Origin of the sequence: Albidovulum litorale, from assembly GCF_025751495.1 — a bacterium.
In the GTDB taxonomy this organism is placed as follows: domain Bacteria; phylum Pseudomonadota; class Alphaproteobacteria; order Rhodobacterales; family Rhodobacteraceae; genus Albidovulum; species Albidovulum litorale.
This window is the reverse complement of record NZ_JAOWKZ010000001.1, coordinates 798094-819856: the sequence shown is the minus strand read 5'-3', so window position 1 is coordinate 819856 and position 21763 is coordinate 798094. Positions and strand designations below refer to the sequence as shown.

Below are 21763 nucleotides of genomic sequence, written 5' to 3'. Positions count from 1 at the left end.
GATTGGTTTTCCGACATATGGCGGGGGCCTCTGATGCTGGCCCGGATCGGAAACAGCCGGTTCATGCGCTTTTTCGGCGTGTCGAGCGTGGGGACGGTGGCGGACTATATCTCCGCCCTTGCGCTGCATTTCTTTCTGGGGCTCTCCGGCGTCGTCGCCTCGACGCTCGGCTTTCTCATCGGCACGGTCCTGAACTATCTCGGCCATCACCACATCACCTTTTCGACCGGCGATGGGTCCCCGGCATCCCTCTTTGGGTTTTTGCGCTACCTGGCAGCCGTCATGGCGTCGCTTGTCGTGCGGCTGATCGTGCTCGTCGGGTTTGAACGTGCCATGGCCGTGCCGTTCTGGATCGCGCTGACGGTGGCCTTCGGGGCCTCGTTCCTGTGCAGCTATTTCATCTCTCTTTTCTGGGTATTCAGGAGAAACACTTGACCACCCCAACCGACAAACCGAACCCCACTGGCACGAAGCCCCGGATCACCATTCTTGGCGCGGGGCCTGCCGGCATCGCCGCCGCCTACGCGCTGACCAAAGGCAAGGCCGAGGTCGAAGTGCTGGAACGCGCGCCTGTCGCGGGGGGCAACTCGACCTCGTTCATGATTGACGGCATCTGGTGCGACTATGGCTCTCACCGCTTCCACCCGGTGGCGGATGAGAATGTGCTGGCCGATGTGAAGGCGCTGCTGGGCGAGGATCTGCTCTTGCAACCGCGTCATGGCCGTATCCGGCTGGGCGGGCGCTGGATCCATTTTCCGCTGAAGCTGCAGGATGCGCTTCTGAAGCTGCCACCGGCTTTCGCGGCCTCGCTGATCGGCGACATGGTGTTGAAGAAGTTCCGCAAGAAATCGACCGGCCCGCGCAGCTTTTCCTCGGTTCTCTACGACGGACTCGGGCCCACGATTTCGGAAAACTTCTACTTTCCCTATGTCCGCAAGCTCTGGGGCCTCGACCCCGATAAGCTGGCGGTCACGCTGGCTGAACGGCGTGTCTCCGGCTCGTCCATCGGCAAGATCCTTGGCAAGATGCTGCGGATGATCCCGGGGCTCAGGGGCGCGACGACGGGGCGGTTCTACTATCCGAAGAAGGGCTTCGGCCAGATTTCGATCGCGATGGTGACGGCTGCCGAGGGGCAGGGGGCCAGCTTCGCTTTCGGCACCAACATTGTCAGGATCGAACGCGAGGGCAATCGCGTGACCGGTGTCGTGACGAAAGACAGTGATACCGAGACCCGGCACGATCCCGATCAGGTCTATTCGACGATCCCCCTGACCACGGTCGTCAAACTGATGGACCCGCCCCCGCCGCCCGAGGTGATCATGGCGGCCGAGGCGATCCGCTTCCGGGGTATGATCCTTGTCTATCTCATCCTTGAGACGGACCAATTCACCGAATACGACGCGCATTACTTCCCTGAACTCTCGATCCCGATCAGCCGGATGTCCGAGCCGAAGAACTACAGTTCGGCGGCCGAACCGAAGGGCCGCACGATCCTCTGCGCCGAGCTTCCCTGCGATCCGGGTGAGAAGTGGTGGGACATGTCGGATGAGGAACTGGGCCAGCACTACTGCGAATGGCTCGGCAATCTCGGCCTGCCGGTGAAGGTCCCGGTGATCCGTACCGAGACGCGGCGCATCGCCCATGCCTATCCGGTTTACGACCTCGACTATCAGCGGCATTTCGAGACCGTGGACAATTGGCTGTCGTCGCTCGACGGGTTTCTCAGCTTCGGGCGGCAGGGGCTGTTTGCGCACGACAATACCCACCACGCCTTCGCCATGGCCTACGCGGCTGCGGATGTGCTGACGGAAGAAGGCGGGATAGACCGGGCAAAATGGGCCGAACATCGCCACGAGTTTGAAAGCCACCGGGTCGAGGACTGAGCATGGGCGGGCCGGTCGTCGACATCCTGATGTATCACTCGATCTCGGATCGGGGCGGGGCGACCTCGATCGCGCCCGCGACCTTTGCCGCCCAGATGGCGGCGATTGCCGAGGCCGGGGTGCCGGTGATCACGCTCGACGACTATCTCGCAGCGAAGGACGGGCGGGGTACACTTGCCCCCCATTCGGTGATCCTGACCTTTGACGACGGCTTTCAGGATTTCGCCGATGCCGCCTGGCCGGTGATGGCGAAGCACGGGTTCAAACCCATCGTCTATTTGCCCACCGCCTATATCGGACGCGAGGAAGGCTGGCGCGGCATCGCCGAGCCACCCCGCAAGCTGATGGGTTGGGGCACGATCCGGGCGCTTGCGGCCGAGGGCGTGCAGTTTGGCAGCCACACGGTCAGCCATCCTGATCTGGATGCCCTGCCGGAAGATGCGCGGGGGGCGGAACTGGAACGCTCCAAGGCGGTGATCGAGGATCGGCTCGGCCGCTCCATCCGCCATTTCGCACCGCCCTATGGGATTGCCGGGCCAGAGGTGCGGACGGCAATTGCAACGCTTTACAAGACCTCGGTCGGAACCCGGCTGGGGCAGGCCGGGCTGGGGGACGATTCCCACGATCTGCCACGGCTTGAGATGTTCTACTTCACCGATATCGCCCGCTGGCGTGCTCATCTGGCGGGGCGGGGGGCTGCCTATCTTGCCGCCCGCAAAGGGCTGCGCGCGATCAAGTCGGCGGTCGCCAAACCCTGGCAGGGCATCGCCTCGGGGGCGGGGCGGTGAGCGTCGGGCACAAGTTCATCAAGGGTGTCGCCTGGATGGCGGCCGGCGGCTGGACCGAACAGGCGATCAACTTCGTCGTCTTCGTGACGATGGCGAAACTCTTGGGGCCGGAGCTCTACGGCCTTTTGTCCATGGCAGCAGTCTTCATCGTGCTGGCCGAGGCTTTGGTGCGCGAAAGCGTGTCGGAATACCTGATCGCGGCGCATGACCCGAAAGAAGAGGACTACAACGCCACTTTCTGGCTCACGGCCGGGCTGGGGCTGGTGCTCGCACTGATCCTTTGGGCCGGTGCCGGGCCGATTGCCGCGCTTTACGGGCACGAGATTGTGGCGGGACTGATCCGGGGCCTATCGATCACGGTTCTTCTGATCGCCTTCACCGCCGTGCCGGTTGCGATCCTGCGGCGCGAGTTTAATTTTCGTGTCCTCTCGCTGCGCGCCATTGCGGGTGTCATTGTCGGCGGCTCGGTGGGGATCGGCATGGCGTTGTCAGGCTGGGGCGTCTGGAGCTTCGTCGGCCAGTGGATCGCCATGATCTCGACGAATGTCGTGATGGCCTGGACGGCGGTCGCGTGGCGCCCGGGGATGAAGACGACAAAGACCCATATCCGTCAGGCAGGCGCTTTCGGCGCAAAGGTGTTGGGTCTGCGCATGGCCGAACTTGCCGTGGTTCAGATGCCCACGCTCCTGATCGGCGCGACGCTCGGGCCGCTCGCAACCGGGCTTTATTCCCTCTCGTGGCGGCTGGTGGAGACGCTGACCTTCCTCATCTCAACGCCTTTGCGCATGGTTTCACAACCGGCCTTCGCGGCGGTCCGCCGCGAGGGGGGCAGGGCAGGCGACCTGCTGCTGGATATTGCCCGGCTGACCGGTGTCATCTCCTTCCCGTTTTTCATTGGCATCGCGGTGATGGCCGAACCGGTTTTGCGGCTCTTTTTCGGGGAAGAATGGCTCGACGCCGCGCCGGTCCTGTCGGCGCTCGCCTTTCTCGGGCTCTATCTGTCGGTTGCCATGGTCCAGCAAAGTTTCTGCCTGGCGGCGGGCAAGGCGGGCGAGATCACGATGCTAACATGGGCCAACGTGGCGCTTGGTGCAGTCCTGATGCTGGTCGTCGCGCGTTGGGGGCTGGTGGCGATCACGGCTGCGTTTGTCGCGGCACACTACTTCCTTTGGGGCTTTCGCTATCGGCTGGTGGCGCGATTGGGCGAAATGACGGTTCTGCCGCTCGTCACCTGCAATATCGTTCCGGCACTCGCTACCGGTGGAATGGCATCGGTGGTGATCCTGACCCATCGGGCGCTTGTCGGCGCGCCGCTGATCGTCGATGTCGCGGTTAGCATCCTCACGGGGGTCGTCACCTTTGCCGCGCTGACGCTGCTCTTCATGCGCGACCGCCTGCGGCTGTTCCTGTCCTATGCGCGGCCCGCCGCACCGGAGATCCCGGTATGAGGTCGCTGTCCATTGTCATGTTCACCACCTTCTACCCGCCCTATTCCTTTGGCGGCGACGCGATCGGCGTGCAGCGCATGGCGCGCGCGCTGGCGGCGCGGGGGCATGACGTTACGGTCGTGCATGACGAGGACAGCTATCTGATCCTTGGCGGCAAGCTTCAGGCGGAAGGATCGCCCGACGGGGTGAGGCGGATTGGCCTTCGCGCCAAGAACGGCTTCGTCTCGAATCTTCTGACACAGCAGCTTGGTCGGCCGGTCGTCCATGCTGGACACATCCGCGAGATCCTAGACCAGCGAAAACCGGACATTATCTGGCACAACAACACCTCACTCATCGGCGGGCCCGGCCTGTTGCCGATGGGCGAGGGGCTAAAGGTCTATGAGGCGCATGAACATTGGCTGGTCTGCCCAAGCCATGTTCTCTGGCGTTACGGGCGCGAGCTTTGCGATGAAAAGCATTGCCTGAAATGCCAGCTGAGTTTCAAACGCCCGCCGCAACTCTGGCGGCATACCGGGATGCTCGACCGGGCACTGGATCATATGGACCTGATCATCGCAAAAAGCGAATTCAGCCGGTTGAAGCATGCGGAGTTCGGTCTGAGGCAGGAGATGCAGGTCCTGCCCTATTTCCTGCCCGACCTGCCGGAACTGGCCGAGCCCTATACCGGCCATCCGCGCCCCTATTTTCTGTTCGTGGGGCGGCTGGAGAAGATCAAGGGCCTGCAGGACGTGTTCCCGGCGATGGACCGCTATCCCGATGCGGACCTCTTGATCCTCGGCGACGGAGATTATGCGGATGAGTTGAAGCGGCTGGCGGGCGGGCGCCGGAATATCCAGTTCCTTGGCCGCAAGAGTCCCGATGAACTGAACGCCTACTATCGGGGGGCGCTCGGGCTCATCGTGCCCTCGGTCTGCTATGAGACCTTCGGCATCATCCTGATCGAAAGCTTCCGGCTTGGCACACCGGTCATCGCCCGCAGGCTGGGGCCATTCCCCGAGATCGTGGAACGGTCGGGCGCGGGGGCCCTCTTTGAGACCGAGGACGAACTGGTTGATGCAATGCGGGCGATCCAATCAGACCCGAAAACCCGTGCCGCCCGCTCGGACGCCGCCCGCAAGGCTTTCACCGAGGTCTGGCGCGAGGACCGGGTTCTGAAGGCATTTGGCGCCGCATTTGCCCGCGCGGCGCAGCGAAAGGGCGACGCCGAACTGGCCAAGGCGCTTGAGGCTGGGGCGTTCGAGAAAGGGGCTTAAGGCGCCAGCGTACCGATGCGGTGGGCGTTGGCCATGACCGAAAAGGTGATCGTTGTCGCCGGGATCGCAGGCAGGCTGGACGCGTCGATCAGGTGCAGTCTGTCCCAGCCGAGTGGACGGCCCAGTGGATCGGACTCGCCCGCCTTCGGTTCGGCGGACATCGGGATGGAGGCCCCGACATGAAAACTCGATCCGGGTACACCGGGACGGGCGGCGAAGATGAGTGGCAACAGTCCCACTTTGCGCATTGCACGGCCCATGTGCCCGGCGGCGGCCGTCAGAATGCGCTCCATTGCCGGGTTTGCCTCCAGCCGTGCCTGTAACCGCCCATCGCTGGCAAGGCTGAGAGATATCCGGTGCGAATGGTCCGAATGCAGGAAGAGCTGCGCCACGATCAGCCGCCTTGCCAGTGCGGTGAAGAGGGGGGCGGAGCCGGGCACTTTTCTCGCATAGTTCTCGACAAGATCGCGGGGGAAATGTTCGTTCCAGGTGTAAAGCTGGGAATGAACGAGGAAGGGTGACACCTCGGGCGCGTCAATCTCGACGAAGGCCTGCGGCAGCGTGTGGAATGGCCCCCGGTCGGGGCGAGTGGAGTTGCGCCAGCGGTGCAGCATCGGCAGGAAGGCGTGCTGGCTGTCCTTCAGCACCAGTTCGTGAAGGCTTGGTTGCGACGCCATGAGGATGCGCGCCGTTTCCAGAACGCCAGCTCCAAGGAAGGCGCGTGCGCCGGTGACGGTAGTGCCATCGCCGAGATGGAGCGTGATGCGGTCCGGCCCCTCCTCGATCCGGGTGACGACGGCGCCGGGACGGTAGGTGAAACCCGGGTCCTGCCGCAAGTCGGCCAGAGTATCGCGCGCCGACCAGATGAACCCAAAAGGGCAGCCATGCAGGCAGAGGCCGCAGAGGTGGCAGGAGGTGTCGACGGCCTGACGGGCGGGGCCCGCATGTACGCCCATCCCGGATAGCACCGCGCGCCGTGCATCGACGCGGGCCAGCAGTTCCCGCGCCTGTGTTGACGGCTCGATGCCGGTTCTTCCCTCCATCGGGAAGGCCGGTAGTGTGGTTTCAATCTCGTCCGGTATGCCCGCCACCGGTAGGAATCCCGCCACGGCACGGTAATGTGGCGCGAGGTCGTCGGCCGAGATCGGCCAGTCCACCATGTCCTTCTGCGCATAGGGCAGCACGGCCGAACCCCAGAGGTTCGACAGGCCCCCGGCCGCGCGTGATGCACGCAGGCCCATCCAGCCGGGCAGGTTGGCGAAGGTGTCCGCCCCGTCCTCCATCGCGAAATCCGAACCGTAACGGCGAACCTGACCCGGCGCGGCGGCAAATTGCGGCTCCATCCACGCGTCGCGCGCTGCCTGCCCCCACGTGCCGGGATCATCGTTGGCGAGGGCCGTGCGGCGGGCTTCGGCCTCGGGTTCCAGCACCTTGCCGCCATCTAGCATCAGGACCGGACGGCCACGCGCCAGCAGCGCTTTTGCAGCCGCAACACCGGAGGGGCCGGAACCGATGACGATATCGGGCATCAGGGCCATGGTCTGAGGGCGCCGTTGCCGGACGAAACGCCTCTGCGGTCTTCAAACGCAGCTTGCAGTGCCGGGCAGGTCACCTTGGGCATGTCGTCAGGCCGCCATGGCGGCGCGTTTCTCGGCCACGATATCGGCGATGATCTCGCTCAGGGGGCGACGCGGCCGGAAGCCGATGGCGCGTTCCAGCTTCGACACGTCGGGCAGGCGACGGGCCATGTCCTCGAAGCCAACCGGGTAGACGCTCTCGTAAGGCACAAGCTGAATCTCCGACCGCGAGCCGGTCGCCGCGATCACCTGTTCGGCAAGGCTAAGGATCGTGACCTCCTGGTCATTGCCGACATTGAAGACCTGACCCAGCGCCGACGGCGTCGCCATCAGCCGCACCAGCGCCTCGACCACATCGGCGACATGGCCGAAGCAGCGTGATTGCTGCCCGGTGCCATGAACCATCAGCGGACGGCCTTCCAGCGCGGACTGCACGAAATTCGGCAGAACCATGCCGTAGCGCCCCGTCTGGCGTGGGCCGGTCGTGTTGAAGAAGCGCAGAACGATCGCCGGAAGCTCGGCCTCACGCACATAGGCGAGCGTCAGGAACTCGTCGAGCTGCTTGGCCGAGGCATAGGACCAGCGCAGGTTCTTCGTCGCACCGATGGTCAGATCGTCATCTTCGGAGAACGGAAATTTCGTTGCCTTACCGTAAACCTCCGAGGTGGAGGCGACGAAGGTCAGCTTCTTGTCCTTTAGCGCCGCTTTCAGCACCGTTTCGGTCCCGCCGACATTGGTCAGGATAGAGCGAGACGGTTCGTCCATGATCAGCTTGACGCCCACGGCGGCGGCTAAGTGGAAGATGACATCGGCCTCATCCACCAGATCCTGCACGGTCGGTGCGTCGAGGATCGTGCCCTCGACAAAACGGAACCGGTTACTACCGGCCAATCCGGAAAGGTTCTCCCTGCGGCCCGTCGACAGATCATCGAGCGCGGTCACGCCATGCCCCTCGGCCACAAGCCGCTCTGCCAGATGCGATCCGATGAACCCCGCACCACCGGTAATCAGAACCTTCATATTCCCTCGCAAAAAAAGCCGCAGCTTCAATCGGCCCGGATCGTAGCATGGGGCTTTGTCGACGACCATCGGCATATCCCCTGTCGGGGCCAAACCGTCGCCTTGTTAGGGATTGTTCGCAAAGGGGGTACAACATTCCTGACTGGCGTCAGCAAGATTGCGGCCTCTATAGTCTATGTGCCATTTTATCAAGGGTTGTGGCTGGGACGCGCGTTCTGCGGGCTGCCTGATTGTTGAAGCAGGGTGTTAATGACCAACGTATTTTCCCTCTATTCCACGCTCAAGGATCGCATCGGCAGACATGACGCCCGGATTGCGACCGTTGGGTTGGGTTATGTCGGTCTGCCGCTTGCACTGACAGTAAATGAGGTAGGATTTCCAGTTACCGGGCTCGATCTGAACGAGGCGCGCGTTTCCGCGATCAATGCTGGTGAGCGCGTCATCTCCTACTTCCCTGAAACCCGCGTGCGTGACGCCGTTGCGACGGGCCGTTTCACAGCGACAAGCGACCCTGCGAAGCTCGCCGATGTCGACGTGATCCTGATCTGTGTGCCGACGCCGCTCTCACCGTCGCGCGAACCTGATCTGAGCTACGTGATCCGCGCTGCCGAAACGATTGTCGCCCAATTGCGTCCGGGGCAGCTTGTCGTTCTGGAAAGCACGGTATGGCCGGGTGCGACCGCGACCGTCGTCAAGCCGATCCTTGAATCCCGGGGGCTCCGCGCGGGGGATGATTTCTTTCTCGCCTTCTCGCCCGAACGCGAGGATCCGGGCAATGCGAATTTCACGACCCATACCATCCCCAAGATCGTCGGCGCCGATGATGTTCGGTCGCGTGATTTGGTCGATCTTTTCTATTCGCAGATCGTGACCCGGACCGTGCCGGTCAGTTCACTGGCCACCGCCGAGGCGGTGAAGCTGGCTGAAAACAGCTTCCGCACCGTGAATATCGCGTTGGTGAACGAGATGAAGGTCGCGCTGGAGGCGATGGGCGTCGATGTCTGGGAAGTAGTGCAGGCTGCCGCGACCAAGCCCTTCGGCTACATGCCCTTCTATCCCGGCCCCGGTATCGGCGGCGACTGCATTCCGGTTTCGCCGGTCTATCTGTCCTGGCGGGCAAAGGATGTCGGTTCGGCCATGCCGATCATCGACCTTGCGCGGCTGAACAACGATTCAGCGCCTGCTCTCATCGCCGGCCGCGTTGCGATTGAACTCGGGCGGGGCGGCGTTGCCGTCAAGGGCGCGCGTGTTCTGATCCTTGGTATTGCCTACAAGAAGAATGTCGAGGACACCCGCGAAAGCCCCGCACTCGCGATCCTGACTGAGCTGGAAGAGATGGGGGCGGTGTGCGACTATCACGATCCCTATTTCCCGGTGATGCCGGTGACGCGGGATCATCCGTCTCTCGCAGGGCGCCAGTCGGTGGCATTGTCGAAGGACGCCGTCGCCGGATACGACGCGGTTCTCGTGGCGACCGACCACAGCAATGTAGACTATGCGCTGGTGGCTTCCTCTGCCCGACTGGTCCTTGATACGAGGAACGTCTTTGCAACGCTCTCGCTTACAGAGAATTGTGGCAGATTGATTAAGATCTGACGTTGACGGAAACGTTAACTTTTTGGGATTTTGTGGTTTTTCTGGTGAGTCATGGTTATGGAAATGTGGCGAAGTGACGGTCTCCGATTCGGAAAAAACATTTTTAGCGATATTAGTTGTGCAATTTATTCAACCAATGATTGTGTATCAAAATATGCATATGAGCAACAATCATGCGTTCAGATGAACGAAGAGTGCAGAAGTTGAATTATTGGTTCCGGATGTGACTGTGTTGAGGGGTGAACTGGTATGGATCGTTTTGAGCCTCGGCGCGCGCAATGTATATTGGCGTCTGCGTGGGTGGATTTTATGGACGCATACTTAAGGGAACGGTGGTAGAGATTATGAAGCAGGATAAACGTTCCCCGGTCGTCGTTATCGGCGGCGGCCCAGCCGGTCTTACTGCCGCCTACGAATTGCAAAAACGCAGCTGCCGGCACAAGCCACTTGTCTATGAAGCCTCCGACATGGTTGGGGGCATCTCGCGCACGGAATCGAACAACGGCTACCGGTTCGATATCGGCGGCCACCGTTTCTTCACCAAGGTGAAGGAAGTGGAGGAGATGTGGCATGAGGTGTTGAAGGACGACTTCATCACCGTGCCACGCCTCAGCAGAATCTACTACCGCGAAAAGTTTTTCGACTATCCGCTGAAGCTCTTCAACGCGCTCACGAATATCGGCCCTTACGAGTCGATGCGCATCCTGCTTTCCTACTTCAAGTGGCAGGTCCGTCCCTACCGCAAGGAAGAGAACTTCGAGGAATGGGTCATCAACCGCTTCGGCGGTCGGCTCTACATGCATTTCTTCCGCAGCTACACGCAGAAGGTCTGGGGCATCAATCCAAAGGATATCCGCGCCGACTGGGCGGCGCAGAGGATCAAGAACCTGTCCTTGTTCAAGGCGGTCTGGAACGCGATCTCGGGGGCGAATGATACGACCTCACTGATCGAGGAATTTCAGTATCCCCGTCTCGGCCCCGGTATGATGTGGGAAAAGACGCAAAGCCTTGTCGAGGAAAAGGGCGGCGAGGTGCATCTGAGATCTGAAGTGATCAAGGTGAACCGTGAAGGCAACCGCGTCACCTCGATCGACGTGAAGCATTGGCACGAGGACGGGCGTGAGCCTGTGATCGAGCGGGTGGAGGGCGAGCATTTCGTCAATTCGATGGCGCTTCGCGATCTGATTCATTCTTTCGACCCGCCCCCGCCGCCGGAAGTGGTGGAGGCCGCCAACAAGCTGAAATACCGCGACTTCCTGATCGTGACGCTGGTTCTCGACCACGCTGACCCGTTCCGCGACAACTGGATCTATATCCATTCGCCGAAGGTGAAGGTCGGACGTATCCAGAACTTCCGCGCCTGGTCAAAGGAAATGCTGCCCGACCAGAACACCGCCTCGATCGGCATGGAGTATTTCTGCCAGCAGGGTGACGGGCTCTGGTCGATGTCGAATACCGAATTGCGTGAACTGGCGTCGAAAGAGCTGGAGCAGCTTGGGCTCGCCAAAGCCACGGACGTCATCGACGCGGCCATCATCCGTCAGCCCAAGGCCTATCCGGTTTATGACGGCGAATACCGCGAGGCGCTTGATGTGCTGGAGGAGTGGATTCTCGGGCTGGAGAACTTCCAGACCGTGGGGCGCAACGGGCTGCACCGCTACAACAACCAGGACCATTCGATGCTGTCGGCGATGTATGCCGCCCGCAATATCCTTGGTGAAAAGAACGACGTGTGGAACGTCAATGTGGAGCGGTCCTACCACGAGGAATTCGAGGTCAAGGACGCTCCGAAAGGGTCGGGCAAGCCGGTTTTGGCGGCGGAGTAATCTCTCCACCGCCATATTAGATTCTCATTGATTTTCATATTATTGCGGGGCGGGATATCGCCTCGGTCTCAGATCATCGCCCAGTCAGTAAAGCGGTAGGCTAAGCGCGGCGCCGGTGGTTTCCGGTCGCCGGGACGGGGCTTCGGGACGGGCGGTTTTGGCGCGTTGCGGGGCATGGCTTCCTCCTTCGCATGGGAAAGACATGGGGGCCTGATGCGGCCGTGCCAGCTTCATTTCAGGCTTCTGGCGGGGTCGTGAAAAGGCGTGCGCGACCGGGGTGCCGACGTGTTTCGGGACCCCGGCCTGTTACCCCTCGGTCCCTTGAAAAATGCCTTTCATCAATGGGAACAGAATAGCAGATCGGGAGTCGTCCCGCAGGTCGGGAAAACCGGACTGACGCTTGTCGGCAAAGCGTCTGCAAACCGTCGGCAAAACGTATGGCAGGGCCGTGCGCCGGATTTACCTTTGCCTGCTACCCCGGCGACCTTGTCAACGCAGCGAGACGAGGCCCGCGCCGCAGATCACCAGAAGCAGTCCGGTGGCTTTCCTCAGCCCCACCGCATCCACCGGCGCGCCGAACCAGCCCATATGGCTGAGGACCGCCCCGGTCACGATCTGGCCCGCGACCAGAAGAACGAAGAACGGGCCGGGCCCGATCCGGGGGATGAGGAAGGTCGAGCCGAGGATCATCAGCGCGCTGACGACGCCGGTCAGAAACATCCAGCCCGGCACCTCGCGCAGCCGTGCGAAGTCGGCCATCCGGTTGCCGGCGCCGACCGCCAGTATCACGGTCGTGACGAGACCGAAGAAGTAGAACGGCGCATTGGCGAGGATGGGTGAGTCGACGATGCGGCCGCTTTGGCTGAGAACGGGCAGATAGACCGCGAGCAGGACGCCCATGGAGAGGGCAAGGGTGAGAAGAGCTGCATAGGGCATCGGGACCTCCGGTATCGGGACGGGCCATGAAAGGCGCGGCGGAGGGCCCGAGGCAAGTCATTTCGTTCTCCCGTCCGCACCCTTGGACGCAGGGTGCGCGCCGAGTGGAAATAGTTGGGGTTCGCTGTGGCTCGATTCATATGGACCCTGCACCGACGGTCGATCCGCAGTCCTCCGACTTGCCTCCTTGACCGCACATGGCAGCCGCTCGCATTGTCCGACAGGCTGATCAGGGAGGCACATGGATGAGGGTGGTTCAACGCGAGGGGCGTCGGGGCAGCCAGAAATGGATTCAAATATGCGTCGCCCGATATCCCAATCTTTTGCAACCCGAAAGCCTTGCGCCAATTGAATGGGTTTCGCCGCTGGCGGGAGATGAATATGCCGAATACCGGGATACGGCCTTTCTTGATCGGTTAGGACTGGAAGCTCTCGCTCCGAATTTGAGGACTTTCTGGCCTGAACGCGGTCCACAATGGGATGCCCTTGGGCTGGCAGACCGCGCGCCTGTCTTGGTTGAAGCCAAGGCGCATGTCTCCGAATTCCTGTCGTCGGCCTGTCAGGCTGGCCCCGCATCACGCGGAAGAATCGAAGCGGCGTTTTTGGCAGTAAAACGAGATCTGAATGCGGATGGCGATGTGAACTGGGCTCAGTACTTTTATCAATATGCCAACCGGCTGGCCCATTTGTGGTGGTTTCACGAACAGGGTGTTAAGGCTCATCTGGTCTTCGTCGGCTTTCTCAACGACCATGAAATGAAGGGTCCCGTCCACCGGGAAACATGGATCGCGGCTTTCGAGGTGGCCACCTATGCTCTTGGTTTGCCCGCGCGTCACAAACTTTCAGGATACATCCACCATGTCTCGCCAGATGTCAGTCTGCTTTAGAGACAACTGGCCGCAATCCGGGCATAGGGCGTACACTCAGCTCTGCTGAAACTAGGTGGGCTCCCTAACACTACCCCCGCAAGGGGGAGGCGAGCCGCGGGGCTCCGACGGTGCTTCCTTCCGAACGGCCGCTGTTCTAGTCTGGGGCCAATTGTTCTCTCCCGAAGGAATTGCCCGGTGCGATTTCTCTTCCTGCTTTCCATTCTTGCCGGCCCCGCATTCGCCGCCTGTCCGGAGACGACCGAGACCGATTTTGCCTGCACTTTCTCCTCCGGGGCCAAGGCGGTCGATGTCTGCCATGATGCCGAAACCGTCACCTATGCTTTCGGTCGCCCGGGTCGTGCGCCGGAACTTTCGCTGGCTGTGCCGCTGACGCAAGTCGAGTACCAGCCCTGGCCCGGTATCGGTCGCGCGATCTGGGAAACCGTCACCTTCCGGTCGGGCGATGTCAGCTACACCGTCTTCGGCACTATCGACCGGCCGGTCGAGGAGGGGACGGACCCCGAGGTGACCGGCGGGATCGAGGTGCGGCGGGGCGACGCGGTTCTGGCCACGCTGCGTTGCGATCCGGGCTCGGTCACCTTCGCCTATGGTGACGGGCTTTATGAGGCAAAGACCGCTGCCGGGCAGTGCTGGGACCCGGGCCGAGAGGTCTGGTCGGCCTGCGAATAGCCCGCGCGGCGGGCTTGGAATTCGCGGTGCAGGGCTTATCTGAAGGGAACAGCTTTCGGAAGGTCGCACCATGCGCTTCGCAGTTCTTTTCGTCGCCCTTGCCCTCGCGTCCCCCGCTTTCGGCTTCACTGCCCAGAACGGCCTGATCGTGCGGTCGGACGGTGCGTCGGACTTCACCGTTCCGTGGCGCGGCAAGTCAGGACCGCAGGATTTCTGGTGCGCGGCGGGGGATTACGCGATCCGCGCCCTGCATCTGGCCCCCACCGCGATGATCTACCGCGCGTCCGAACCGCCGCGCCGGGCGGGCGAACCGATGACCTTCACCCTTTCCGCCGATCGGGCGGCGGCCTCATCGGGGCTTGTCACGCTTTTTGATCAGCGCCCGGGTCTGACCGCCGGCCACACCCAGTCGCTCTGCGAAATCCGGCGCAACCGGCGCTGAGGCTCAGACCAGCTTTTCGCGGAAAAACTCCACGGTCCGGCCCCAGGCGAGGTCTGCCGCCGCCTCGTCGTAACGTGGGGTGGAGTCGTTGTGGAAGCCGTGATTGACGCCCTCGTATATGAAGGCCTGATAATCGGTTCCCGCCGCCTTCAGCGCGGCTTCATAGGCGGGCCAGCCTTCGTTGATCCGCTCATCAAGGCCTGCGTAGTGGAGCATCAATGCGGCTTTGATTTTCGGCACATCCTCTGCTGCTGCCTGCCGTCCGTAAAAGGGGACGGAAGCCTTCAGTTCCGGATAGGCCACGGCCGCTGCGTTACAGACGCCGCCTCCGTAGCAGAATCCCACGATCCCGACATTGCCGGTCGACCCCTCATGCGCCATGAGGTGTTCGACGGCGGCAAAGAAATCGTTCATCAGTTTCGTGCCGTCTACGATCTTCTGCAAAGCGCGCCCCTCATCATCATTGCCCGGATAGCCGCCGACCGAGGTCAGCCCGTCGGGCGCAAGCGCCATGAAACCCGCCTTGGCCAGCCTGCGGGCCACGTCTTCGATATAGGGGTTGAGCCCCCGGTTCTCGTGCACAACGACGACCGAGGGCAGCCTGCCCGCAGCTTCTGCGGGTCGGACGAGGTAGCCGCGCACCTCTCCGTGACCGTTGGGCGAGGGATAGGTGATGTATTCGGGCGTGATGTCGGGGTCGTTGAAGCTGACCTGTTCGGCCAGCGCATAGTTCGGGCTCATCGCGCCGAGGATCGCGGCGGCGGTCATGGTGCCGACCGTGTACTTGGCGGCCCGGTCGAGGAATTCGCGCTTGGTGATCATGCCATGGGCGTAGAAGTCATAAAGCTCGAGGATTTCCGGAGCGAAGTCCTTTGCTGTGAGACGGGTCATCCTGAGGTCCTCCCTGTAGCCTGTCGGCGGAAGTTAGCATTGCTGGGCAGTGTTCCCGATCACGGTTTTGTAGGATTGCGGGCGATTGACAAATATCAAGTAAGGCGGATCGGGACGGTGCTAGCGATCTGGCCATGAACGACACTGATTCCGGCCCCGCCGCCCGCATGCCCCCGCCTCTGCTGCCCCTGTTCCCTCTGCAGCCGATCCTCGCACGGATCGTGCGGCGGATCGCGGCCGAGAACCCGTCGATGTTTAACCGCCTCGGCCCCTGGGTCGGGGCGGATTTCATCATCGACCCGGTGAATATGCCCTTTGCATTGCATCTGAGGCCGGATCGCGAAGCGCCGGTTCTGCGCGCCGTATCGCGTCGGGCGCTGCCGCCCCATGTCGCGCATATCTCGGGCCGGTTCCTCGACCTTCTGGAACTGATCGACGCCGATCTGGACGGTGATGCGCTATTCTTTTCGCGCGCGCTGGTGATCGCGGGCAATACCGAGGCGGTGGTTTCGCTGCGCAATGCGCTTGACGATATCGACGGGTCGATTGCCGAACGGGTCGCTGGCATGTTCGGTGCGCCGGGCCGGGCGGTGCTGGCTGCGCTGCGCCGCGCAGGCGAACGTGCGCGGCAGAAGGAGGCACGCGCATGACCACGGCCGAGCTTGTCTGTCCGGCGGGGACGCCCGCCGCTTTGCGCACGGCGGTCGATGCGGGGGCTGACGCGGTCTATTGCGGGTTTCAGAACGCGACCAATGCGCGCAACTTCCCGGGGCTGAATTTTACCCCTGACGAGATGGCGGAAGGCGTCGCTTATGCCCATGCGAAGGGGGCCAAGGTTCTGCTGGCGCTGAACACCTTTCCCCCGGCGGGCAAGTTCGCGCTTTGGCAGGAGGCGGCCGATCTGGGCGCGAAATACGGCGTCGACGCGATGATCGTCGCGGATATGGGGGTCGCCGAGTGGCTGCGCCGCACCCATCCCGGCCAGCGGCTGCACCTGTCGGTGCAGGCCGCGGCCTCCAGTCCGGAGGCGATCCGCTATTATGTCGAGGCCTTCGGCATCAAGCGCGTCGTCCTGCCGCGCATCCTGACAGTGCCGGAAATCCGCACGCTGGCGGCCGAGATCCCCTGCGAGATCGAGACCTTCATCTTCGGCAATCACGGCCTGATGGTCGAGGGGCGCTGTTCGCTGACGAACTACGCCACCGGGCTTTCGACCAATATGGATGGCGTCTGCTCGCCCGCGAACGATGTCGAATACCGGCGCGAGGCCGACGGGTCGATGACCACAAGGCTCGGCGCCTTCACCATCGACCGTTTCGCACCGGATGAAACGGCAGGCTATCCGACGATCTGCAAGGGCCGCTACCGCGCGCCCTGCAGGCCCGAGGGCTATTATGCGTTCGAGGAACCGATCAGCCTCAACCTCTCGCGGCTTCTGCCCGAGTTGATGGCGGCGGGCGTGCACGCCTTCAAGATCGAGGGGCGCCAGCGGTCGCGCGCCTATGTGCGACAAGTGGTTTCGGCCTTCCGGTCCGCAGTCGACGCGATCCGCGCAGGGCGGGAGCCGGAACTGGCGAACCTCCTGGCCCTGACCGAGGGGCAGAAGGAAACGCAAGGTGCCTTCAGGACTAAGACATGGCGGTAAAGATGGACCTGACACTCGGCCCGATCCCCTTTCACTGGTCGGCAGAGGCCCGGCGCGACTTCTATGCAAGGATCGCCGACGAGGCACCGGTCGATACGGTCTATCTGGGCGAGGTCATCTGTTCCAAACGCGCGCCTTTCCATGAGCCCGACCTCTATGAGACCGCCGAACGGCTGGAGCGGGCGGGCAAGCGTGTCGTCATCTCGTCACTTGCCGAGATCATGCTGAAGCGCGAACGCAAGGCGACCCAGGGGCTGTGCGACGGCGAGGACGGGCGCGAGGTGGAGGCCAATAACGCCGCCGCCCTTCTGCACCTGACCGGCCGCCCGCACCGGGTCGGTCCCTATATGAACGTCTATAACGAAGAGACGATGGCGTTTCTTGCTGCGCGCGGTGCCACCCATTTCGCGCTGCCCGCCGAATTGCCGCGCGATGCGGTTGCGGTTCTCGGTGAAAAGGCGAGGGTGCTGGGTGCAGGACTTGAGGTGCAGGTCTTTGGCCGCGCCTCGCTCGCGCTGTCGGCGCGGTGCTATCATGCCCGCGCGCATGGCCGGACCAAGGACAACTGCCAATTCGTCTGCGAGGAGGATCCGGACGGCATGCCGCTCGATACGCTCGACGGGCCAGGGTTCCTGACAGTGAACGGCATCCAGACCATGTCGCGGAGCTACATGAATCTTGCCGCCGCGGTGCCGGAGATGGTGGGAATGGGTGTGACCGCGCTCAGGCTCGGGCCGCAGAAGCAGGACATGGTGGCGGTCGCGCACATCTATCGCGATCTTGCCGATGGTCGCATCGGAGCCGACGAGGCTACGTCACAGTTGGATGCACTGAAAATGGGTCCCGGTTTTTCCAATGGCTTCTGGTGGGGCGAGGCCGGCTATCGCCGCATTGCCCGCATGGGCGCAGCCGACGGTGTCTCTGCATGACACGTCCACTGTGAGCCCGTTGACGACCGATTGCAGATATCCCTCCCACCTTCGGTATTGCGACAAGGCATGAAGGTTTTTGTTAAAACTTTTCCCGCCACGCCGTCCTGATCTGTCGGGCATGCCCGCTCTATCCGCCTGGCGAAAGGTCAGATCAAGGCATTGCCACGCTGCCCCCCCTGTCATCCCGCCAAGGCGTGGTTATAGTGCCGGGCGAAACTGCCTCTGGGGTTCCATGTCCCTTGTTCTTTATTCCGCCCATTACGGGGCCGCCGATCCGCTGAATCCCGATGTCTTCGGCGGCTTCGACACGTGCCGCAGGGTTCTGTTCACCGACCGGGAAGGGGTGACCCTGCCGGGGGTGGAAGTGATCAGTGATCCGCTCGACGGGCTTGACCCTGCCCGTGCCTCGCGTCGGGCGAAACTCGCGCCGCATCGCTACTTCCCTGATGCCGAATGGTCGATCTGGATCGACAACAAGTCGCGGCTGAAACGTGACCCGTTGGAGGTGCTGGCGGCGGTCCGGGGGCAATCCGATGCTGCATTCTTCGCCTTCCCGCATTTCCGGCGCGACTGCGTTTACCACGAATTGCAGACCTGTTGGGAAAATGGGCTCGACGATTACCGTATCCTGAAAGAGCGTGAACGGACTTACCGCAGCGAAGGCATGCCCGCGCATTCCGGCCTGATCGAGGGCCATTTCATGGTGCGCTGCCACAAGGACCCGGCCATGATGCGCTTCGGCGACCGATGGATGGAACATGTCTTGCGCTTTTCGCGGCGGGATCAGATATCTTTTCCCTATCTCGTCTGGCGGCTGGGGCTGTCCTACGATTTCATCACCGTGCTCGACTGGCGCGAAACGGTGGAGTTCACCGTCCATGACCGCAAGACCCGCAAGACTGACTTCCCGCGAAGGAACGTCCTTTATCAGGAGGCGCGCAAGGTCTGGCACCGGATCAAGGGGCGGAAATGAGCCGGCAGGAGGTGTTCACCATCCCGACGCGCGGGCCGGGGCTTTACGAGTTCACCGACAAGGTGCGAACCTTTTGCCAAGGGCAGGGCGATGCGCTGCTGACGCTCTTCGTGCGCCACACCTCTTGTTCGCTCGCCATTCAGGAAAACGCCGATCCCGAGGTGAGGACCGACCTGACGGAGTTCTTCCACCGGCTGGTGCCGCCCTCCGATCACCCGGCCATGTCCTACCTGACCCATACCTATGAAGGCCCCGACGACATGCCCGCCCATATCAAGGCGGCCCTGCTGCCCGTCAGCCTGTCGATCCCTGTGATGGCGGGGCGCCCGGCGCTTGGAACCTGGCAGGGTGTCTACCTGTTCGAACATCGCCGGGCGCCCCATGACCGCATGGTGGTGGCACATCTCATCCGGTAGGCCGCATCTGCGGGAGGGGCCTGCCGGGAAGATCCGTGGCTGCGGTCGTTCGGCCGGAGTCTCGTTACCCCCGGCTCCGGGCTGAACAGATGCTTTGTCCCACAACCGGAGCGCGCAAACGAGGGGAACCTGTTGCGCAATTTCCCCCAGTTCCGTCGCGTCATTTGGTGGTGGAAATTGCCCCCTACCCAAACTCTTGAGGCGAGCCTATAGTGCCTGTGGATAACCGGGGATCTTGGCCGAGGGGAAGGGAATGCGCTGCCCGTTTTGCGGAAATGTCGATACTCAGGTAAAGGATTCACGCCCCGCCGAGGATCATGTGGCCATCAGGCGGCGACGCTTCTGCCCGGCCTGCGGCGGGCGGTTTACGACCTATGAGCGGGTGCAGCTGCGCGACCTCGTGGTGATCAAGTCCTCGGGCAAGCGTGAGGATTTCGACCGCGACAAGATGGAACGCTCTATCCGCATCGCGATGCAGAAACGCCCGATCGAGCCTGAACGCATCGACCAGATGATTTCCGGCATCGTGCGGCGGCTGGAAAGCCTTGGCGAGACGGACATCCCGTCGAAAACCATCGGCGAGATCGTGATGGAGACGCTGGCGCGGATCGACACGGTTGCCTATGTGCGGTTTGCCAGCGTTTACAAGAACTTCCAAGCGGCGGACGATTTCGACAAGTTCGTTTCTGAACTGCGCCCGCCCTCAACGGCGGAAGAGTGAGCGCCGCCGACGACCGGCGTCATATGGCCCATGCTCTCGGCCTTGCCCGGCGTGGGCTGGGCCGGGTCTGGCCCAATCCCGCCGTCGGTTGCGTGATCGTGAAGGGCGGCCGGCTCGTGGGGCGCGGCTGGACCCAGCCGGGCGGTCGGCCGCATGCCGAGACGGTGGCATTGGCTGAGGCGGGTTCAGCGGCCCGTGGCGCGACGGCCTATGTGAGCCTTGAGCCCTGCGCCCATCACGGCAAGACCCCGCCCTGCGCGAACGCATTGATCGCCGCCGGTATTGCGCGGGTCGTTTCGTCGCTGGAGGACCCCGATACCCGCGTTGCAGGCAAGGGCCATGCGATGCTGCGCGACGCCGGGATCGCGGTTGAGACCGGGATGATGGCGACCGAGGCCGAGGCGATGCAGCGCGGCTTCCTGACACGTATGCGGCAGGGCCGCCCGATAGTGACGCTGAAACTGGCGATGAGCGTGGATGGACGCATCGCGACGGTGTCGGGCGAAAGCAAATGGATCACCGGGCCCGAGGCGCGGCGGCGGGTTCATGCGATGCGGGCGACCCATGACGCTGTTCTGGTCGGGGGCGGGACGGCGCGGGCGGATGACCCTGATCTGAGGGTCCGCGACATGGGTGTCGCGCATCAGCCCGTCCGTGTGATTGCCGCGCGCAACCTCGATCTGCCGGAGGGCAGCACTCTCGCCCGGACCGCGCGCGATGTGCCGGTCTGGCTGGTTCATGGAGCAGACGCGCCGAAGGCGCGGCGGGATGCGTGGCAGGCAGCCGGGGCACGTCTGTTCGATTGCGCTGAGGGGGCGGGGGGGCTCGACCCCACCGCGATGCTCGCGGCACTTGGCGCGGCGGGGCTGACGCGGGTCTTCTGTGAGGGCGGCGGGCAGTTAGCGGCGTCATTGATGGCGGCGGGGCTCGTGGATGAGATCGCGCTTTTCACCGCGGGACTGGCGCTGGGCGCCGATGCTCGGCCGGGGCTCGGGCCGCTGGGGCTGACGGCACTGGGGGGTGCGGAACGGTTCCGGCTGAATTCGGTCGAGCGGGTCGGGGCGGATACGCTCAGCCTCTGGTCAAAGACCTGACGCGGTGATCTCCAGCAGTTCGGCGTGAAGCTCTGCCGTGGCGGCGGCCACGGTTGCGATCCCGGTCTGCATGGAAAGCCTTTCGCCCCGCCAGCCGGTCATCACGCCACCCGCTTCCTCCACCAGAAGCGCAACCGCGTGGTAGTCATAGGGTTGCAGGTCGAAATCCACGACCGCATCGACATGACCCGAGGCCAGCAGCGCGTAAGGGTAGCAGTCATAGGCGAAGCGCCTTGTGCGGCCGAATTCCATGAGGCGGGCAAAGACCCCGGGCGCGGCGCGCCAGATCTTTTCACCTTCGTTGATGTAGAGCACCGCGCTGTCCTGCCCCCGGCGGCCGGAGGTGCGCAGCTTCTGCCCGTTCAGCATCGCGCCTTGCCCTCTTGCGGCGGCATAGACCTCGCCCATGGCGGGGGCCGAGACGATGGCGAGGTCGGCTGTACCGCGCGTCAGCTTGGCCAGCAGGAAACCGAACAAAGGATGGCCGGTCATGAAACTGCGGGTGCCGTCGATCGGATCGACGATCCAGAGGTCGTCAGCCTCGCCGCGTTCGATCCCCTGTTCCTCGCCATAGATGCCGTGGCCGGGGAAGCGGTCGGCGATCAGGCGGCGCACTTCGGCCTCCACCGCGCGGTCGGCTTGCGTCACCGGGCTGTCGTCTGACTTGAAATCGACGCCAAGGGCGCCCCGGAAATGGCGCATCGCCACTTTGCCGGCCGCCTCGGCGATCTGAATGGCATCGGCCATGGTCGCAGTCATT

General features: G+C 63.0%; 22 protein-coding genes. 17 read left to right on the top strand and 5 right to left on the bottom strand.

The features are described from left to right. Positions 1-33 precede the first annotated feature (33 nt). From OEZ71_RS04165 to OEZ71_RS04145, 5 genes are read left to right on the top strand one after another with little or no spacing between them, the layout of a single operon-like run. A complete protein-coding gene (locus OEZ71_RS04165) occupies positions 34-435 on the top strand; it encodes a GtrA family protein (protein WP_263738653.1) in 402 nt (133 codons plus the stop codon). Beyond that, positions 432-1883 (top strand): protoporphyrinogen/coproporphyrinogen oxidase, encoded by a 1452-nt coding sequence (locus tag OEZ71_RS04160; RefSeq protein ID WP_263738652.1) that lies wholly within the window; start codon positions 432-434, stop codon positions 1881-1883. Before OEZ71_RS04165 ends, OEZ71_RS04160 begins: the two co-directional genes overlap by 4 nt. 2 nt (positions 1884-1885) lie before the next feature. Then, the gene (locus tag OEZ71_RS04155) at positions 1886-2671 is read left to right on the top strand and encodes a polysaccharide deacetylase family protein (protein WP_263738651.1); all 786 of its coding nucleotides are present in this window, start codon (positions 1886-1888) and stop codon (positions 2669-2671) included. Further along, entirely contained in the window at positions 2668-4119 is a 1452-nt protein-coding gene (locus OEZ71_RS04150) for a lipopolysaccharide biosynthesis protein (protein WP_263738650.1), read from the top strand. Before OEZ71_RS04155 ends, OEZ71_RS04150 begins: the two co-directional genes overlap by 4 nt. Next, positions 4116-5375, top strand: a complete 1260-nt coding sequence (locus tag OEZ71_RS04145; protein WP_263738649.1) for a glycosyltransferase family 4 protein — start codon at positions 4116-4118, stop codon at positions 5373-5375. Before OEZ71_RS04150 ends, OEZ71_RS04145 begins: the two co-directional genes overlap by 4 nt. On the opposite strand, the gene OEZ71_RS04140 is transcribed toward OEZ71_RS04145, so the two are convergent. Continuing rightward, entirely contained in the window at positions 5372-6904 is a 1533-nt protein-coding gene (locus tag OEZ71_RS04140) for a GMC family oxidoreductase (RefSeq protein ID WP_263738648.1), read from the bottom strand. The two genes, OEZ71_RS04145 and OEZ71_RS04140, sit on opposite strands and share 4 nt — an antisense overlap. 96 nt (positions 6905-7000) lie before the next feature. Next, on the bottom strand, positions 7001-7972 hold the full coding sequence (locus OEZ71_RS04135; protein ID WP_263738647.1) for an NAD-dependent epimerase/dehydratase family protein: 972 nt from the start codon (positions 7970-7972) through the stop codon (positions 7001-7003). Between the two features lie 249 nt (positions 7973-8221). On the opposite strand from OEZ71_RS04135, the gene OEZ71_RS04130 reads away from it, so the two are divergent. Both OEZ71_RS04130 and OEZ71_RS04125 read left to right on the top strand, forming a co-directional pair. Beyond that, entirely contained in the window at positions 8222-9568 is a 1347-nt protein-coding gene (locus tag OEZ71_RS04130; protein ID WP_263738646.1) for a nucleotide sugar dehydrogenase, read from the top strand. A gap of 344 nt (positions 9569-9912) precedes the next feature. After that, positions 9913-11394 (top strand): NAD(P)/FAD-dependent oxidoreductase, encoded by a 1482-nt coding sequence (locus tag OEZ71_RS04125; protein WP_263738645.1) that lies wholly within the window; start codon positions 9913-9915, stop codon positions 11392-11394. Positions 11395-11883: 489 nt separating this feature from the next. Here the strand turns inward: OEZ71_RS04125 and OEZ71_RS04120 are convergent, their stop codons facing one another. Beyond that, positions 11884-12330: a DMT family transporter gene (locus tag OEZ71_RS04120; RefSeq protein ID WP_263738644.1), complete on the bottom strand. Its 447-nt coding sequence runs from the start codon at positions 12328-12330 to the stop codon at positions 11884-11886. Between the two features lie 245 nt (positions 12331-12575). Between OEZ71_RS04120 and OEZ71_RS04115 the strand changes: the two genes are divergently transcribed. The 3 genes from OEZ71_RS04115 to OEZ71_RS04105 all read left to right on the top strand — a co-directional run bounded on the left by OEZ71_RS04115 (position 12576) and on the right by OEZ71_RS04105 (position 14331). Beyond that, a complete protein-coding gene (locus tag OEZ71_RS04115) occupies positions 12576-13217 on the top strand; it encodes a hypothetical protein (RefSeq protein WP_263738643.1) in 642 nt (213 codons plus the stop codon). Positions 13218-13394: 177 nt separating this feature from the next. Next, positions 13395-13889: a hypothetical protein gene (locus tag OEZ71_RS04110; protein ID WP_263738642.1), complete on the top strand. Its 495-nt coding sequence runs from the start codon at positions 13395-13397 to the stop codon at positions 13887-13889. A 70-nt stretch (positions 13890-13959) separates the two neighbouring features. After that, on the top strand, positions 13960-14331 hold the full coding sequence (locus OEZ71_RS04105) for a hypothetical protein (protein WP_263738641.1): 372 nt from the start codon (positions 13960-13962) through the stop codon (positions 14329-14331). 3 nt (positions 14332-14334) lie between these two features. On the opposite strand, the gene yghX is transcribed toward OEZ71_RS04105, so the two are convergent. Then, complete coding sequence (gene yghX, locus OEZ71_RS04100) at positions 14335-15222, bottom strand: YghX family hydrolase (RefSeq protein WP_263738640.1); 888 nt, start codon at positions 15220-15222, stop codon at positions 14335-14337. A gap of 134 nt (positions 15223-15356) precedes the next feature. Between yghX and ubiT the strand changes: the two genes are divergently transcribed. From ubiT to ribD, 7 genes are all read left to right on the top strand, one after another. Then, positions 15357-15872: a ubiquinone anaerobic biosynthesis accessory factor UbiT gene (ubiT, locus tag OEZ71_RS04095; RefSeq protein WP_263738639.1), complete on the top strand. Its 516-nt coding sequence runs from the start codon at positions 15357-15359 to the stop codon at positions 15870-15872. Continuing rightward, positions 15869-16867 carry a ubiquinone anaerobic biosynthesis protein UbiU gene (gene ubiU / locus OEZ71_RS04090; protein ID WP_263738638.1) on the top strand — a complete coding sequence of 333 codons (999 nt, stop codon included), beginning with the start codon at positions 15869-15871 and terminating at the stop codon, positions 16865-16867. The genes ubiT and ubiU overlap by 4 nt, the downstream gene beginning before the upstream one ends. Then, positions 16858-17796, top strand: a complete 939-nt coding sequence (gene ubiV, locus OEZ71_RS04085; RefSeq protein WP_263738637.1) for a ubiquinone anaerobic biosynthesis protein UbiV — start codon at positions 16858-16860, stop codon at positions 17794-17796. Before ubiU ends, ubiV begins: the two co-directional genes overlap by 10 nt. Before the next feature lie 235 nt (positions 17797-18031). After that, positions 18032-18772, top strand: a complete 741-nt coding sequence (locus tag OEZ71_RS04080; protein ID WP_263738636.1) for a DUF616 domain-containing protein — start codon at positions 18032-18034, stop codon at positions 18770-18772. Then, a complete protein-coding gene (locus tag OEZ71_RS04075) occupies positions 18769-19188 on the top strand; it encodes a secondary thiamine-phosphate synthase enzyme YjbQ (RefSeq protein WP_263738635.1) in 420 nt (139 codons plus the stop codon). Before OEZ71_RS04080 ends, OEZ71_RS04075 begins: the two co-directional genes overlap by 4 nt. Positions 19189-19441: 253 nt before the next feature. Then, on the top strand, positions 19442-19909 hold the full coding sequence (gene nrdR / locus OEZ71_RS04070; RefSeq protein ID WP_263738634.1) for a transcriptional regulator NrdR: 468 nt from the start codon (positions 19442-19444) through the stop codon (positions 19907-19909). Continuing rightward, positions 19906-21003: a bifunctional diaminohydroxyphosphoribosylaminopyrimidine deaminase/5-amino-6-(5-phosphoribosylamino)uracil reductase RibD gene (gene ribD, locus OEZ71_RS04065; RefSeq protein ID WP_263738633.1), complete on the top strand. Its 1098-nt coding sequence runs from the start codon at positions 19906-19908 to the stop codon at positions 21001-21003. The genes nrdR and ribD overlap by 4 nt, the downstream gene beginning before the upstream one ends. Here ribD and OEZ71_RS04060 read toward each other — a convergent pair. Next, positions 20992-21762 carry an inositol monophosphatase family protein gene (locus tag OEZ71_RS04060; protein ID WP_263738632.1) on the bottom strand — a complete coding sequence of 257 codons (771 nt, stop codon included), beginning with the start codon at positions 21760-21762 and terminating at the stop codon, positions 20992-20994. The genes ribD and OEZ71_RS04060 overlap by 12 nt on opposite strands. Between the last annotated feature and the right edge of the window lies 1 nt (position 21763).